Here is a 16,857-nt window from a genome sequence, read left to right on the forward strand (position 1 = left end):
AATGAGTAATTGACACGCCCGTTTCCCTATAAAGAAACTACAGTTTCCTCGTAGAGATACGGGCGTTCCCTTATTGAGAAACGACAGTATCTATGCCGGGAAACTGTCGTTTCTTTACTTGGAAATGGTAGAGAACTGTAATGTGTTGATTTGTAGATGTTAGTATGCGGAGTAATGATGCCGGGTTCGATGCTGAAGGATAGAAAGAACTTAGTATTAAATTAAAAATGAAACTTTAGGGAAGCCGGACATTGTAGCTTCTTTTAAAATATTTATATTTGCGGACAAGTTGGAACTAAAGTCGAACTATTGACAATAACATAATTAAAAAGAATCAGATGAAACAGGACATGATTGTTATCCTTGACTTGGGTAGTCATGAGAATACGGTATTGGCTCGCGCCATCCGTGCGTTAGGAGTGTATAGTGAGATTTATCCTCACGATATCACAGTGGAAGAACTGAAAGCATTGCCCAATGTAAAGGGTATTATAATCAATGGCGGACCGAATAATGTGATTGACGGTGTTGGCATTGATGTAAATCCGGGTATTTATACAATGGGGATCCCTGTCATGGCAGCCGGTCACGATAAAGCAACGTGTGCAGTGAAACTGGCAGAATTTACAGACGATATTGAAGCTATTAAGAATGCTGTGAAATCTTTCGTCTTCGATACTTGCAAAGCTGAAGCCAACTGGAACATGACGAACTTTGTGAACGACCAGATAGAACTGGTTAAGCGTCAGGTAGGTGATAAGAAAGTGCTGTTGGCTCTGTCCGGTGGAGTGGATAGCTCTGTGGTAGCTGCTTTGCTTTTGAAGGCAATCGGTGACAATTTAGTATGTGTACACGTAAATCATGGCTTGATGCGTAAAGGGGAGTCTGAAGATGTGGTTGAAGTGTTCAAAAATCAGTTGAAGGCAAATCTTATTTATGTAGACGTCACCGACCGTTTCCTGAATAAACTGGCAGGCGTGGAAGATCCCGAACAAAAACGTAAAATCATCGGTGGTGAATTTATCCGTGTATTTGAAGAAGAAGCACGCAAACTGGATGGTATCGACTTCTTGGCTCAGGGTACTATTTATCCGGATATTGTAGAAAGTGGAACAAAGACTGCCAAAATGGTGAAATCCCATCATAATGTAGGCGGTCTGCCCGAAGACCTTAAATTCGAACTTGTAGAACCTTTACGTCAACTGTTCAAGGATGAAGTCCGTGCCTGTGGTTTGGAGTTGGGCTTGCCTTATGAGATGGTTTACCGCCAGCCTTTCCCCGGTCCCGGTTTAGGTGTGCGTTGTCTGGGTGCTATCACACGCGACCGTTTGGAAGCTGTACGTGAATCAGACGCTATCCTGCGTGAAGAATTTCAGATTGCCGGATTGGATAAGAAGGTATGGCAGTACTTCACGGTAGTGCCAGATTTCAAATCTGTCGGTGTACGTGATAATGCCCGCTCTTTTGACTGGCCTGTTATTATTCGTGCTGTCAATACGGTAGATGCCATGACAGCTACCATTGAACCGATTGATTGGCCCATCCTAATGAAAATTACAGACCGTATTCTGAAAGAAGTGAAGAATGTGAATCGTGTTTGTTATGATATGTCGCCGAAACCCAATGCGACTATAGAATGGGAATAAAAGAATAGAATAAGAAAAGCCCTCGAAAGTGTCGGGATAGATAACTTTCGGGGGCTTTTTGTTACATTGAATTTGGCTCAGTTGTAAATCTTGGGGGATTAACTAGTGTTAATTCCCTCATGCATATACTTTGGCTAACCTAAATAGGAAAAACTTTCTGTCTACTACCCCTCTAAATGATGCTCTAAATGCCTTTATTTTGGCATTAAATGCTTCTGCCTCCGCATTCGTACTTCTGTTCACAAAGAAGTTCAATATTCTTTCATAATGGTTTTCAATGGAATTAGCCACAGTGGAAAATGTGTCATATCCATATTCTTCTATTTTATTGTACCATAACGCGAGTTTGGCTCTTGCCACATCCTTGTCATAAGTAGCCGAAAATATCTTTCCTAACTGGAGTGAATAGTAGTATACATGCTTGATATCCTCAAACTGTTTAAATAAAATTTCTGCTCTAATCTTCTGACTTTTGGTCCATTTATCAGGTGATTTAAAAAGAAGATATCTACTTCTGGCCAGGAGTTGTTTGATTGTATCCCCATTCTCAAATACTTCCGGTTCATAATCAATTCCTCTCTTTCGTGCTTCTTTCATCCGCTTGTTTTCTTCCTTGATTTTCTGGCGATTTTATACATGCTTGCGGCCATGTCCAAAGTGATTTCCTTGACTTGCCGGCGTATATCTTCCGGAATCAACATCAGTACAGCTATAACGTCTTCCGCTTTAGTCCCCTTAATGACTGCCACAATAGAACCTTTTCTTCCATGTTTGTCCTTATTGATAATAATTGTGTAAAGCTCTCCCTTGCTTAGGGCTGTCTCGTCTATACAAAGACGATAGCCGACATTCTTGGGATAAAGAATATAATCTTGGGCATGCTCTTTTTGTTCCCAGTCTTTATAATCACTTAAATGTTCTTTGTATTGACTCTGAAGCTGTTTACCATCCATACAATAATGTTCAGCTACGCTTTGGCAGCTAACGGCATGATTGTCTAAGTAATTCTTTTAAAAATGCTCCGAACTCTGCTGTAATGCGAGTGCCGGAGGCTACCAAAGTCCAGTCACGACTATAGGTCTGTCCTGTTGTAGGCTCTTCCCAACGACGACGTTTGATACGCAAATAAACTGCTTTTCCACGGATAGGGAAATCTTGTACTTCAATCTCGGGAAAGAAGCCTTTGGAATGAAGATGAAGGTCGGAATATTCATCAGGGATAACAGCTTTCTCTTCCAAATAAAGGATAAAACAGGTATCTTGAGAGATACTGTCAACAAGCGTAAAATAATCAAGTAAGCCCGAAGGTAAGAACAAACTTAGGGCATCAATTAAAGCTATGGATTGAGAAGGAGTTTTCATGATGCAAAAGTAGATATTTTAACCAAATCCCCCAAATTTTCAGACTGAGCCTTGAATTTGACGCTAGCGCAAACCATAGCGCAAACCGAAGGTATATAAAAAGAAAAACGCCCAGAGGTGGAAGCCCTCCAAACGTCTTATCTGTAAGTCTTTCGACTTGGTAGCGGGACCCGGGATTGAACCGGGGACCTCATGATTATGAATCATGCGCTCTAACCAGCTGAGCTATCCCGCCATCGTTTCTCGATTGCGGGTGCAAAGATAGATGTTTTTTTATAATCTCCAAAACAATTCTGTATTTTTTTTGTTTTTTTCTTTAGGAAAGGTTTTAATTTTCCCTATAAACAGGGAGTTTGAGACCCGATAGTGAAAGAATAATTAAATAAAGTGTCTGATTTATGCGGTGTATTCAGAAAAAAGTATTTATCTTGGCACACGTAAAAACAATTCGAAATTGCTATGAAAAAGGAAAAGATTCATTTGGAATATTTATTGAACGCAACCTCTAAAAATATTCTTTGGGGAGCTATTAGTACACCTACCGGGTTGGAGGACTGGTTTGCTGACAAAGTGATATCCGATGATAAGATAGTAGAATTCCATTGGGGGAAAACTGAACAGAGGGTAGCTGAGATTATAGCCATCCGTGCTTTCTCTTTCATCCGTTTCCGTTGGCAGGATGATGAAAACGAACGCGATTACTTCGAAATCAAAATGACGTATAATGAGTTGACAAGTGACTATGTATTAGAAATTACCGATTTCGCAGAGCCGGATGAAGTGGCTGATATGAAAGAATTATGGGAGTCACAGGTAACTAAATTAAGAAGAACTTGCGGTTTTTAGTTAACTTTCAACTAAAAATTTTCGATGCTCCTTTTTTTGTGCTAATTTTGCGTCTTAAATGCACGAACCTATTAAGATGCTACGCATAAAGAAATTAGATATATTCATTGTAAAGAGCTTTTTCATGCTCTTTATAGGCACATTCTTCATTTGTCTGTTCATCTTTATGATGCAGTTCTTGTGGAGATATGTAGACGAATTGGTCGGAAAAGGATTGGAGATGAGCGTAATGGCTCAATTCTTCTTTTATTCCGCATTGACATTAGTGCCAGTATCGTTGCCGTTGGCAGTGCTACTGGCTTCTTTGATTACTTTCGGTAACTTCGGTGAGCGTTACGAACTGCTTGCGATGAAGGCTGCGGGTATCTCCCTGCTCAAAATCATGCGTCCGCTTGCGTTCTTTGTATGCGGGCTGGTCGGCGTTTCATTCTATTTCCAAAACGTAGTTGGCCCTATTGCCCAGGCTAAACTGGGAACCCTGATTCTTTCGATGAAACAGAAATCCCCGGAACTGGATATTCCCGAAGGCGTATTCTATTCCGAGATAAAGGATTATAATCTGAAAGTTGCCAGGAAAAACCGGAAAACAGGTATGCTCTATGATGTCCTGATTTATAATATGAAGGACGGATTCGAAAATGCGCATATCATCTATGCGGACTCAGGACGTATGGAAATGACGGCTGACAAACAGCATCTTTGGTTGCATCTGTATAGCGGCGACTTGTTTGAGAATCTGAAAGCACAGAGTATGAAATCGCAGAATGTACCCTATCGGCGTGAATCATTCAGGGAGAAACATACATTGATTGAATTTGACTCAGACTTTAATATGGCGGACGAAAGTATCATGAGCAATCAGTCCAGTGCCAAGAATATGACGATGTTGCAGGCTTCCATCGACTCGATGAAAGTGCTGGGAGACAGCATCGGAAGGCAGTATTACCGGGAAGTGGCCGAAGGGAATTTCCGCCCATCTTATGGATTGAGCAAAGAAGATACGGTCAAAATCGAGAATGCGAATATACAGGAGTATAATGTGGACAGCCTTTATGCCGCCGCATCTCTGACCCAGAAACAAAAGGTGTTATCTTCTGCCACCAGTCGTGCCGAGAATGTGTCCAGTGACCTTAGTTTCAAGAAATTCACAATGGAGAATAATGACTATGCCATCCGGAAGCATAAGACGGAATGGCATAAGAAGATTACCATTTCCCTTTCTTGTCTGCTATTCTTCTTTATCGGAGCACCCTTAGGCGGTATTATCCGCAAAGGTGGTCTGGGTATGCCGGTAATCGTATCGGTACTGGTGTTTATCATTTATTATATCATTGATAACACGGGTTATAAGATGGCGCGTGACGGTAAATGGATTGTGTGGATGGGAATGTGGACAAGTAGTGCGGTTCTCGCTCCGTTGGGCATCTTCCTTACTTACAAATCGAACAAGGACTCTGTGGTGCTGAATGCCGATGCGTATATTAACTGGTTTAAGAAGGTTGCCGGAATCCGTAGCGTGCGTCATTTGTTCAAGAAAGAGGTTATCATTCATGACCCGGACTATGGACGCATACCGGGAGAATTGGAACAGCTTACGGCGGAATGTCAGGCATATGTTACCCGCAATCAGTTGACGAAAGCGCCCAATTACTTCAAGTTATGGATGGCAGGTGAGAAGGATGATGAAGTAATGGCTATCAATGACAGGCTGGAAGCATTGGTGGAAGAAATGTCCAATACCAAGTCGGCTACTTTGATAGGAGCATTAAACAATTATCCAGTCATTCCCGTTTCTGCTCATATACGACCGTTCCATATTTATTGGCTGAATCTGGTAGCCGGGGTGATTTTCCCCGTGGGATTGTTTTTCTATTTCCGCATTTGGGCGTTCCGTATTCGTCTGGCGAAAGACATGGAACGGATTATAAAGAATAACGAACAAGTTCAATTCATCATACAGAAAATTAATAAATAATTGATATGGAAGAGATTAAAATGGATAGAATAGAAGACGCGATTGCCGACTTCAAGGAAGGTAAGTTTGTCATAGTAGTAGATGATGAAGACCGCGAAAATGAAGGTGACCTGATCATTGCCGCTGAAAAGATAACTCCCGAGAATGTAAACTTCATGTTGAAACACGCGCGTGGAGTGCTTTGCGCACCTATCACAGTGTCCCGTTGCAAGGAGCTGGATTTGCCGCATCAGGTGAGTGATAATACTTCCGTACTGGGAACTCCTTTTACGGTTACTATCGATAAACTGGAAGGCTGCTCCACCGGAGTATCTGCTTCCGACCGTGCCGCTACAATTCGGGCATTGGCCGATCCTACTTCCACACCGGCTACTTTCGGACGTCCGGGACACGTCAATCCGTTGTATGCACAGGAAAAGGGAGTGCTTCGCCGTGCAGGACATACGGAAGCTGCTGTTGATATGGCACGTTTGGCAGGACTCTACCCGGCTGGCGCTTTGATGGAAATCATGAGCGACGACGGTACGATGGCGCGTCTTCCCGAACTTCGCAAAATGGCAGATGAATATGACTTGAAGTTGATTTCTATTCACGACCTGATCGCTTACCGCTTGGAACAGGAATCAATCGTAGAGAAAGGGGTAGAGGTAAATATGCCTACCGAACATGGGATGTTCCGCTTGATTCCTTTCCGTCAGAAGTCGAACGGACTGGAGCACATGGCTATATTTAAAGGTACGTGGAGTGCGGACGAACCGATTTTGGTGCGTGTTCATTCATCTTGCGCTACCGGAGACATTCTCGGTTCACAGCGTTGTGACTGCGGCGAACAGTTGCATAAAGCCATGGAAATGATTGAAAAAGAAGGAAAAGGCGTAGTCGTTTACCTGAATCAGGAAGGCCGGGGCATCGGTCTGATGGAAAAGATGAAAGCCTATAAACTTCAGGAAGACGGAATGGATACTGTTGACGCTAACATTTGCCTGGGACACCTCGCCGACGAACGTGACTATGGTGTAGGTGCACAGATTCTTCGCGAACTGGGAGTGCACAAGATGAGACTTTTGACAAATAATCCGGTGAAACGTGTCGGTCTTGAAGCCTATGGATTGGAAATAGTAGAAAATGTACCTGTTGAAACCGTTCCTAATCCGTACAATGAACGCTACCTGCTAACAAAGAAAGAAAGAATGGGACATACTTTACATTTTAATAAGTAAATTGCCGATTTGTTTTCATATATCAAATATTATCGCTTATTTTGCAACGATTTTCACTCAACAACAATAAAATAGATACAAAATGAATCAATTATCAGATCGTTTGAACAGCTTGTCGCCGTCGGCGACGCTTGCCATGTCGCAGAAGAGCAACGAGCTTAAGGCACAAGGCGTTGATGTTATTAACTTAAGTGTAGGAGAACCGGATTTCAATACTCCTGACCACATCAAAGAAGCTGCAAAAAAAGCCATAGATGATAACTTCTCCCGTTACTCTCCGGTACCGGGCTATCCGGCTTTGCGCAACGCTATTGTTGAGAAACTGAAAAAAGAAAACGGTCTGGAATATACAGCAGCCCAGATTTCTTGTGCAAACGGTGCAAAACAGTCTGTTTGTAATACAATCCTCGTATTGGTAAATCCGGGTGACGAAGTTATCGTTCCGGCTCCTTACTGGGTAAGCTACCCGGAAATGGTGAAAATGGCGGAAGGTACTCCTGTGATTGTTTCGGCTGGTATCGAACAGGATTTCAAGATTACTCCCGAACAGTTGGAAGCTGCCATCACCCCGAAGACTAAAGCGTTGATTCTTTGCTCTCCGTCCAATCCGACAGGTTCTGTATATACAAAAGAAGAATTGGCCGGCTTGTCTGCCGTACTGGCTAAGTATCCGCAGGTAATCGTGATTGCTGACGAAATCTACGAACATATCAATTATATCGGCGCGCACCAAAGCATTGCACAATTCCCCGAAATGAAGGAACGTACAGTGATTGTAAACGGTGTGTCAAAGGCTTACGCTATGACCGGATGGAGAATCGGTTTCATCGCCGGACCGGAATGGATTGTAAAGGCTTGCAACAAATTGCAGGGACAATACACTTCAGGCCCTTGCTCCGTATCTCAAAAGGCTGCTGAAGCTGCGTATGTAGGTACACAGGAACCGGTAAAGGAAATGCAGAAAGCATTCGAACGTCGTCGTGACCTGATTGTGAAACTGGCAAAGGAAGTTCCGGGATTTGAAGTGAACGTTCCGCAAGGTGCTTTCTATTTGTTCCCGAAATGTGACGCTTTCTTCGGAAAGAGCAACGGTGACCGTAAGATTGCAGACTCGGACGACCTGGCAATGTACCTACTCGAAGAAGCTCATGTAGCTTGTGTAGGCGGTGCTTCTTTCGGTGCTCCTGAATGTATCCGTATGAGTTATGCTACAAGCGATGAGAATATCGTGGAAGCTATCCGTCGTATCAAGGAAGCATTGGCTAAATTGAAATAAGCGGTTCTTATATAGAATAAAAAGGCAGTGGGCGGTTTCCTTAGAAATCGCCCACTGTTTTTTTATTGTTGGGAAGAGATAATAAAAAGGCTGCCTTCCGTGGAAAGCAGCCTATACTTTTTTGTAGATTGTATTATTCAGCCGGGTGAATAGCTTCAGACGGACAAACGTCTGCGCAAGTTCCACAGTCAGTACATACATCCGGGTTGATAGAATAGATATCACCTTCAGAGATAGCTTCTACCGGACACTCGTCGATACAAGTTCCGCAAGCAATACAATCGTCACTAATTACGTAAGCCATTTTTCTAAGATTTAAATTATTAGTACTAATTTCTTCCGCAAAAATAAGGCTTTTATTGATTGGTTGTTATGCTTCTATGATTAAATTGACTTAATTTGTACGTCTTCTAAATAAGCAACGTCCCTATTATGTGCTATATTTTTCGTATTTTTGTGCTCAAATTACTAATATATAGCGATTATGCCTTTAAATTTACCCGATAAACTACCTGCGATAGAGCTATTGAAGGAAGAGAATATTTTCGTCATCGACACTTCCCGCGCTACGCAGCAGGACATTCGTCCGCTACGGATTGTGATTCTGAACCTGATGCCGTTGAAGATTACGACGGAAACGGACTTGGTGCGCTTACTTTCAAATACTCCGCTTCAGGTGGAGATTTCTTTTATGAAGATCAAGAGCCATACGTCCAAGAATACGCCGATAGAACATATGAAAACGTTCTATACGGATTTCGACCAGATGCGTCACGAGAAGTACGATGGTATGATTATCACCGGAGCCCCTGTGGAACAGATGGACTTCGAGGAAGTGACTTATTGGGATGAGATTACGGAAATCTTTGACTGGGCACGTACGCATGTGACTTCTACCTTATATATATGCTGGGCTGCGCAAGCCGGATTGTATCATCATTACGGGATTCCCAAGTATCCGCTGGAAAAGAAGATGTTCGGTATCTTCGAACATCGGGTATTGGAACCTTACCACTCTATTTTCCGTGGTTTTGATGATTGTTTCTATGTACCCCACAGCCGCCATACGGAAGTGCGGCGGGAAGATATACTGAAAGTTCCGGAGTTGACGTTGCTCTCCGAGTCGAAAGAGGCGGGGGTGTACATGGCGATGGCACGTGGCGGACGTGAGTTCTTCGTGACCGGTCATTCGGAATATTCTCCTTTGACATTGGATACGGAATATCGTCGTGACCTCGATAAAGGCTTGCCGATAGAGATTCCCCGTAATTATTACGTGGATGATGACCCTGATAAAGGCCCGTTGGTACGTTGGCGTGCCCATGCCAACCTGTTGTTCTCCAACTGGCTGAACTACTTCGTTTATCAGGAAACTCCTTACAATATTAATGATATTAAATGATAAAGCAGCGTAAAATAGAACTTCTCGCTCCGGCGAAAAATCTGGAATGTGGTATTGAAGCTATCAATCATGGTGCGGATGCCGTATATATCGGTGCTCCGAAGTTCGGTGCACGTGCGGCGGCTGTGAATTCTTTGGAAGATATCGAGGCATTGGTGCAGCATGCCCATTTGTATAATGCACGTATCTATGTCACTGTCAATACGATTCTGAAAGAAGAGGAACTGCAAGAGACGGAAGAGATGATTCATGCCCTGTACCGGATTGGTGTGGATGCGCTGATTGTACAGGACATGGGGATTACCAAACTGAATCTTCCGCCGATACCGCTTCATGCCAGTACGCAGATGGACAACCGTACGCCCGAGAAGGTGAAATTCCTTTGGGAAACAGGCTTTCGCCAGGTTGTGCTGGCGCGGGAATTATCGTTGCGTGAGATAAAGAAGATACATGATACTTGCCCCGAAGTGCCTTTGGAAGTATTTGTACATGGAGCGCTTTGTGTCAGTTATAGCGGGCAGTGCTATGTCAGTCAGGCTTGTTTCGGACGTAGTGCGAACCGGGGAGAATGTGCGCAGTTCTGTCGCTTGCCTTTTAGTCTGGTTGATTCGGACGGAAAAGTAATTGTTAAGGATAAACATTTGCTTTCTCTGAAAGATATGAATCAGAGTGATGAATTGGAGCAGTTACTGGATGCCGGAGCTTCTTCGTTCAAGATAGAGGGGCGGCTGAAAGATGTGTCTTATGTAAAGAATGTGACGGCTGCTTATCGCCGGAAGCTGGATGCTATCTTTGCCCGTCGGCAGGAATATGTAAGAGCGTCTTCGGGAACTTGCCGTTATGAGTTCAAACCGCAGTTGGATAAGAGTTTCAGCCGTGGATTTACTCATTATTTCCTGCATGGGCGTGATAAGGAAATCTCCTCTTTCGATACTCCCAAGTCATTGGGAGAGGAAATGGGAACGATGAAGGAAGCCCGTGGCAATTATCTGACAGTTGCCGGACTGAAATCCTTTAATAATGGAGACGGCGTTTGCTATATCGACGAGCAGGGACGTTTGCAGGGATTTCGTATCAACCGGGTGGATAGCAATAAACTGTATCCACAGGAGATGCCCCGTATCAAACCCCGTACGACACTGTATCGTAATTTCGACCAGGAATTTGAACGTGTACTTTCACGGAAGTCGGCCGAAAGGAAGATTGCAGTCAATATATTGCTCGCAGATAATGAGTTCGGCTTCTCGCTGACGTTGACCGATGAGGATGATAACAGCGTCACGCTGAGCCTTTCCCGCGAAAAGGAATTGGCACGTACACCGCAGACGGAGAACCTGCAAACGCAGCTTGCAAAATTAGGAAATACGCCTTTCGAAGCGAAAGAGATAGAAGTCTCATTTGCGGAAAACTGGTTTCTGCCCGCTTCGGCATTGGCTGATTTTCGCCGGCAGGCAATAGATAAGTTAATAGCTGCCCGCCGGATAAACTATCGTCAGGAATTGGCTGTATGGAAACAGACGAATCATGCTTTCCCGCAAACGGCATTGACCTACTTGGGAAATGTGATGAACAGCCGTGCGGCTTCTTTCTATGAAGAGCATGGGGTGCAGCGTGTTGCTATGGCTTACGAGAAAGAAGCGGTGGAAGATGCGGTATTGATGTTCTGCAAACATTGTTTGCGTTATAGCATGGGATGGTGTCCCATTCATCAGCGGGTGCGCTCACCTTATAAAGAACCTTATTATTTGGTATCGAATGATGGCAAACGTTTCCGTCTGGAATTTGATTGCAAGAATTGTCAAATGAAAGTAAAAGCGGAGCAATGAGAATAATTCACCACAGAGGACGCGGAGGACACAGCGTATCAGGGCATTTTCCCGAAACCGGCTTTTTGAATGGTTGGTGGGAGAATCTGTTTTCCTTTGTCTCTTTCGTACCCTTTGTGGTGGTTCTGCTGTTTTTCTTCTCGTCTTGTCATTATACTCGTCCCAACCTTTCCTCTGAAGAGATGTCGCAGAAAACGAAGGACTCTCTGAATTACCTTTATGAACGGCATTATACCTGGAATACGAATCTGGAATTAACGGCGGATTCCGTCTCGTTGGAGTGCCTGCCTATCAAGGATACGTATATTGACCTCTACCGGGGTGACCGCGTGGTGGTAGCCGAATTTGCCGTGCACCCTGCCGATAGTGTGGATAGTATTTGGGTGAAACTGGCACATACACAGGATGAACAGGGGTGGATACGTGAGGTGGAACTGAAGCGGTCTTTTGTTCCTACGGATAGTATTTCCCAGGCCATCCATTTGTTTAGTGATACGCACGCTTCCTATTTCGTGGTTATATTCGCGTTGTTTGTCGGTGTTTGGCTGCTTCGTGCTTTCCGTCGAAAACAGTTACAGATGGTGTATTTCAATGATATTGACAGTGTTTATCCGTTGTTCCTCTGTCTGTTGATGGCTTTCAGTGCAACGATTTATGAGTCCATGCAGGTTTTTACACCGGAAACATGGGAACATTTCTATTTCAATCCTACCTTGTCGCCTTTTAAAGTTCCTTTCATTCTTTCAGTCTTTTTGCTGAGTATCTGGTTATTTTTAATTGTCGCATTGGCGGTGCTTGATGACTTGTTCCGCCAGTTGACTCCGGCGGCGGCAATCTTTTATTTGTTGGGGTTGATGTCCTGTTGTATTTTCTGCTATTTCTTCTTTATTTTGATGGTTCATGTATATGTAGGTTATTTATTCCTCGCTCTTTTCATTCTTGTTTTTGCGAAGAAAGTGCATCGGAATAGTGGCTATAAATATCGTTGCGGACATTGTGGGGAGAAATTGAAAGAGAAGGGTGTGTGCCCGCATTGCGGGGCAATCAATGAATAATTCTATTGTTTATTTCATTTCCGAATAACTTTTTAGATGATGAATATCAGGTCTACCGAATTAAAAGAGCTTCCTTTAGTAATGGAGATTTATGACTGTGCCCGTAATTTTATGCGGACGACAGGAAACACTACCCAGTGGGTCAACGGTTATCCGTCCGAAGCATTTATCCGTCAGGAGATTGAAGAGGGGCATAGCTTTGTCTGTGCGGATGAACAAGGGGTGATATCAGGTACTTTTTGTTTTATATTGGGTGATGACCCTACTTATCAGCATATTTATGAGGGAGCATGGTTGAATGACGAACCTTATGGGGTAGTGCACCGGTTGGCAACGAACGGCATAAGGAAAGGGGTGGCGGCAGCTTGTCTGGACTGGTGTTTTCAACGGATGCCGAATGTCCGGGTGGATACACATCGGGATAATAAGGTCATGCAGCATATCTTGGAGAAGCATGAGTTTCAGCGTTGCGGTATCATCTATGTAAAGGATGGTACGGAGCGTATTGCTTATCAGAAGATACTTGTTTGATAAACTCGGTCTTATTCTTTTGGCTGAGTTTAGTCCATTTTTGCACGGATATGAGCCAAGTATTTAGCTTCATCAAGATTTAAAATGATATAATTATCTTGCACACCTACACTCTTTGCATCTATTCGATTGATACATAGAAATATAAGTGCGTGCAAGATACCGTTGCAGATGTGTGCAAGATAAAAGTATCTTGCACGCTGTCTGCTGTGATTACTTGGCTATTCATTCCTGTTAACGGTAGTTCCCATTTGTTTCAAGCACTTGAAACAAAGTGTTCATAGGCTTGGAACAAAGTGTTTACTTACTTGAAACAAAGTGTTTCTCTATAGCAAACACTTTGTTTCATTACTTTGAACAAGTCATTTGATGCCTTGATTCTATAAATGACTGCATAGTTTTTGGGAATTATCAGGAACTTTTTGAAACAGACAAAGCGTGCAAGATACTTTTATCTTGCACACATCTGCAACGGTATCTTGCACACACTTATACCTCTATGTATCAATTTGATAGATGCAAAGAGTGCAGGTGTGCAAGATAATTATATCATTTTAAACTCTATACGAAATTTTAGAACCGGCAGCGAAGATCTATCCCGAACTGTACCGGACGCCCTTTCTGCATGAATCCTTTATTCATGGTTTCAAAATAGAAAGCTGCATAGCTTTTATTCAAGAAATTGCGTGCCCAAAAACTAATCATGGCATCTCCGATTTCGAGATTCGTTCTCCAGTTCAATGTCCCGTAGAAAGATTGGCTTACGTCATTCCGTTCCGTCCAGTAGATACGCCCGGCAGCATTATAATTCGCTTGGAATACTACACGGTCGAATATGGAGCGCGGACTACAAGTGATGGCATATTCTCCACCGATATTCAGGGTATGTTTGGGAACGAAGGGGACATATTTGCCGTTATAGTCATCTTTTACAGTGAGGTTTCCCTCTTTATCCTTTTCATATTCAACGTAGTCTGTAAAGGTAGCATAAGTATATCCGTAGCTTACGTTCAGGCTTAGTTCATTAGTCAAACTGGCACGGAGAGAGGCTTCCGCACCGTAGCTACGGCTTTTTCCGGCATTGAGAGTCGTACGTCCTAATCCACTTGCTGCGAACTGGGAAATCTGTTGGTCATGCATATCCATGTAGAAAGCGGAAAGGTCAGCCCAAAGTTTACCTTCCCAAAGAGTCAGATGGCTTCCTACTTCATAGTTCCATGAATATTCAGGTTTATAGCGAGTAGCTTCTTTTACTTCGGGAACTTCATCTTTCTTTGCATATTGGTCAATGATAGCAGCAAATTTGGAGAACTCATCGCTTTCCTTTATGGCATCTATCATTGAGTTTTTTAAATCTCCACTGATTAGGTCAGAGAACATTTGTACGTTGTAGCCACCGGAACGATAACCTTTTGATACGGTTGCATATACATTGTTTCCTTTTCCCCATTCGTATTGTAATGCGAACTTGGGGAGAAGCTGGACATAATCGTCTGATATTTTTCCGTCATAACCGGCATTTGCGAGCAGATTTTTAGCTTCTAATGACATAGATGGCATTGGGGGAGGAGCCATCATTTTCATGCTGAAGTTGAAATCAGTAGGGTCGCTCACAGAAGTATACTTCATGCTCATCTTTTCGTAATCCAAACGTAAGCCGATAGTAAAGGATAATCCTTTTACAAAGAGGTCATTCAATGTCGATTGATGGAAAACTGCCGCATTCCAAATAGGAGTACTGAAGTCTCCACCTACCAATAATGTAGGGTTATTAACAGTCAAATGTAATTTGGGAGCCGAAGGCTTCATGCCATCAAAAATGTTGTTTACATTTCCTTCAATAACATTTTTAACCCCGTCTTCCCAAAATGTCACAGGGCCTTTGGTATTCAATGTTTGGTATAAACCGAAAACTCCTGTTGCCCATTGCCATCTTTTATTCGCTTTTGATTTGAATACAATCTCTTCAGAAACAGTATTAGACTTCTGTTTCTGTTCTAGTGTATAGATTGCCTTTTCTGTAAAATCCTGGTCTAGGAACATACGGTCATTCAGGTTTTGATAACCTGTGACAGCACTAAGAATGAAGTTCCGTGCCTGGTATTCCAAATTGACTCCGGCATTCGTTAATCCGCGGCGATAACTGCTACGTTCGTTATATGAAATCTTTCCGATGTAGTCGGCACGGTCTTCAGTAAGCTCTTTCCCTTTTCTTTTAGCTTCTGCTATACCGTTTTGGGTAATCCCGGTATAATAATAAGGATAACCACCCTGATCGCTATATTCATAACTAAGCGCCATATCTATTTTCAGATTCGATGTCGGCATATAAATACCACGGAAACGCCCGCCGCCGGCATTGCTTTTATCCACCTTTTCATTATTTCGTGCCGAATTTTCAAAGAAACCGCCCGTATGCTCATAAAAACCTCCGGTGGAGAAAGCGAAACGGTCGGATATACGGTGATAATGAGTCAGTGAAACATTGTAGTTGTTGTAGGTCGCTGCTCCCATTCGTATATCGGTTCCTTGATAAGTGAAAGGCGATTTGGTATGCACTTTGATAAGCCCGCCCATCGTGTTACGACCGTACAATGTTCCTTGTGGGCCGCGAAGTACGTCGATACGTTCGATGTCACAATAATTAAAATCGAATGCGGATTTATCAATATAAGGGATATTGTCTACATAAAGTCCGACGGACGGAGTATTGATACGTGAACCGATTCCACGGATATAAATAGAGGTTGTCAGTTTGGAACCATAATCCGGGATAAATAAGTTGGGGACAATACCCGTCAGGTTTTTTACAGAGTTAACCTGGTTGGCACGCATGTTCTCTTGCGATAGAACGGTGGCGGCTACGGGTAAATCACGCAGTTTGCGGTTCTCTTTCGGAGTGGCGATTACTACCACTTCTTCTATGTCCACTACTTTTAGTGAGTCTTTCGGAAAATCTTCAGCCCATGCAGTCCCTGTCGTTAGGAGAGTGAGGGCAAGCATCATATTCTTTGTCTTCATTCGCGGTTAATTTGTCTGGTGCAAAGAAACGGCAAATATAGTTAACTGGCAATCCTCATTTATTAGGATTGTGATTTATTTTTTAAGGAATCAGATTCGGTCTGCTTCAATATACCCGTTCATTACAGCATAAATAGTCAGGCCGGATACCGATTTGATACCTAATTTCTCCGTGATATTCTTCCGGTGGGTGATGACGGTGGTCAGACTGATATTTAGTTTGTCTGCTATTTCTTTGTTGATTAATCCTTTGGTTACCAACACAAGCACTTCAATCTCACGAGCGGATAAAATTTCCTGATGCGGCTCTATCGGAGTCATGGGCGGCATATCTTTCACCGGATAACCGTTGTGGTGGGCATGTTGATGAAGTTTCAATATACTTTTCACCAATTCTTCTTCAGATTCATGAATATTGAGTACAGGGACGCCGGATAGTTGGAATTGCGGGCTGTCGCTTGCCAGTACGATGGTTTTCCGTTTCCGGGGAAGGAAGAAAGCATTGTGCTCTACATAAATTTGTGCGGAAATAAAATAATGGGCGTACATATCCGGGGTGTCATCCATCAGTTCGTTGAAATGATGGAAAGTACGTATGGTTGCCATAGGAATCATTTCTTCTAAAATACCTTTCAGTCCAAGGCAAGTAAGGGTGTTTGATTCAATAATTGCTATTTCGGGTTGGGGCTTCATCGGC

General features: G+C 43.1%; 15 protein-coding genes and 1 tRNA gene. 9 read left to right on the forward strand and 7 right to left on the reverse strand.

Annotated elements, in window-relative coordinates:
- Positions 1-338 precede the first annotated feature (338 nt).
- On the forward strand, positions 339-1,646 hold the full coding sequence (guaA, locus tag BQ7997_RS04315) for a glutamine-hydrolyzing GMP synthase (RefSeq protein WP_073343899.1): 1,308 nt from the start codon (positions 339-341) through the stop codon (positions 1,644-1,646).
- A 117-nt stretch (positions 1,647-1,763) separates the two neighbouring features.
- Here guaA and BQ7997_RS26220 read toward each other — a convergent pair whose 3' ends face one another.
- The 4 genes from BQ7997_RS26220 to BQ7997_RS04335 form a co-directional block, all read right to left on the reverse strand.
- Positions 1,764-2,243 carry a transposase gene (locus BQ7997_RS26220; protein ID WP_073343378.1) on the reverse strand — a complete coding sequence of 160 codons (480 nt, stop codon included), beginning with the start codon at positions 2,241-2,243 and terminating at the stop codon, positions 1,764-1,766.
- Entirely contained in the window at positions 2,240-2,599 is a 360-nt protein-coding gene (locus BQ7997_RS26225; RefSeq protein WP_073343902.1) for a transposase, read from the reverse strand. Before BQ7997_RS26225 ends, BQ7997_RS26220 begins: the two co-directional genes overlap by 4 nt.
- A 28-nt stretch (positions 2,600-2,627) precedes the next feature.
- Positions 2,628-3,008, reverse strand: coding sequence for an ISAon1 family transposase N-terminal region protein (locus BQ7997_RS04330; protein WP_022136870.1), 381 nt, complete (start codon positions 3,006-3,008; stop codon positions 2,628-2,630).
- Between the two features lie 158 nt (positions 3,009-3,166).
- Positions 3,167-3,243, reverse strand: a tRNA-Met gene (locus tag BQ7997_RS04335).
- A gap of 224 nt (positions 3,244-3,467) precedes the next feature.
- Between BQ7997_RS04335 and BQ7997_RS04340 the strand changes: the two genes are divergently transcribed.
- The 4 genes from BQ7997_RS04340 (at position 3,468) to BQ7997_RS04355 (ending at position 8,325) form a co-directional block, all read left to right on the forward strand.
- Complete coding sequence (locus BQ7997_RS04340; RefSeq protein ID WP_073343905.1) at positions 3,468-3,854, forward strand: START-like domain-containing protein; 387 nt, start codon at positions 3,468-3,470, stop codon at positions 3,852-3,854.
- Between the two features lie 76 nt (positions 3,855-3,930).
- Positions 3,931-5,829 (forward strand): LptF/LptG family permease, encoded by a 1,899-nt coding sequence (locus BQ7997_RS04345; protein ID WP_073343908.1) that lies wholly within the window; start codon positions 3,931-3,933, stop codon positions 5,827-5,829.
- Positions 5,830-5,834: 5 nt separating this feature from the next.
- A complete protein-coding gene (locus tag BQ7997_RS04350) occupies positions 5,835-7,049 on the forward strand; it encodes a bifunctional 3,4-dihydroxy-2-butanone-4-phosphate synthase/GTP cyclohydrolase II (RefSeq protein ID WP_022139952.1) in 1,215 nt (404 codons plus the stop codon).
- An 82-nt stretch (positions 7,050-7,131) separates the two neighbouring features.
- The gene (locus BQ7997_RS04355; RefSeq protein ID WP_044653813.1) at positions 7,132-8,325 is read left to right on the forward strand and encodes a pyridoxal phosphate-dependent aminotransferase; all 1,194 of its coding nucleotides are present in this window, start codon (positions 7,132-7,134) and stop codon (positions 8,323-8,325) included.
- Positions 8,326-8,458: 133 nt separating this feature from the next.
- Here BQ7997_RS04355 and BQ7997_RS04360 read toward each other — a convergent pair whose 3' ends face one another.
- A complete protein-coding gene (locus BQ7997_RS04360; protein ID WP_002559159.1) occupies positions 8,459-8,629 on the reverse strand; it encodes a DUF362 domain-containing protein in 171 nt (56 codons plus the stop codon).
- A gap of 180 nt (positions 8,630-8,809) precedes the next feature.
- Between BQ7997_RS04360 and metA the strand changes: the two genes are divergently transcribed.
- Genes metA through BQ7997_RS04380 form a run of 4 tightly spaced genes read left to right on the forward strand, consistent with a single transcriptional unit; the run spans position 8,810 to position 13,139 of the window.
- The gene (gene metA / locus BQ7997_RS04365; protein ID WP_022139954.1) at positions 8,810-9,727 is read left to right on the forward strand and encodes a homoserine O-acetyltransferase MetA; all 918 of its coding nucleotides are present in this window, start codon (positions 8,810-8,812) and stop codon (positions 9,725-9,727) included.
- Positions 9,724-11,553: a peptidase U32 family protein gene (locus tag BQ7997_RS04370; protein ID WP_073343911.1), complete on the forward strand. Its 1,830-nt coding sequence runs from the start codon at positions 9,724-9,726 to the stop codon at positions 11,551-11,553. Before metA ends, BQ7997_RS04370 begins: the two co-directional genes overlap by 4 nt.
- On the forward strand, positions 11,550-12,608 hold the full coding sequence (locus BQ7997_RS04375) for a zinc ribbon domain-containing protein (protein ID WP_167369126.1): 1,059 nt from the start codon (positions 11,550-11,552) through the stop codon (positions 12,606-12,608). The genes BQ7997_RS04370 and BQ7997_RS04375 overlap by 4 nt, the downstream gene beginning before the upstream one ends.
- Before the next feature lie 39 nt (positions 12,609-12,647).
- Entirely contained in the window at positions 12,648-13,139 is a 492-nt protein-coding gene (locus BQ7997_RS04380; RefSeq protein ID WP_073344771.1) for a GNAT family N-acetyltransferase, read from the forward strand.
- A gap of 573 nt (positions 13,140-13,712) precedes the next feature.
- Here BQ7997_RS04380 and BQ7997_RS04385 read toward each other — a convergent pair.
- A complete protein-coding gene (locus BQ7997_RS04385) occupies positions 13,713-16,160 on the reverse strand; it encodes a TonB-dependent receptor (RefSeq protein WP_073343914.1) in 2,448 nt (815 codons plus the stop codon).
- 90 nt (positions 16,161-16,250) lie between these two features.
- The gene (locus BQ7997_RS04390) at positions 16,251-16,853 is read right to left on the reverse strand and encodes a response regulator transcription factor (protein WP_073343917.1); all 603 of its coding nucleotides are present in this window, start codon (positions 16,851-16,853) and stop codon (positions 16,251-16,253) included.
- Between the last annotated feature and the right edge of the window lie 4 nt (positions 16,854-16,857).

Source organism: Bacteroides congonensis, from assembly GCF_900130125.1.
GTDB lineage: Bacteria > Bacteroidota > Bacteroidia > Bacteroidales > Bacteroidaceae > Bacteroides > Bacteroides congonensis.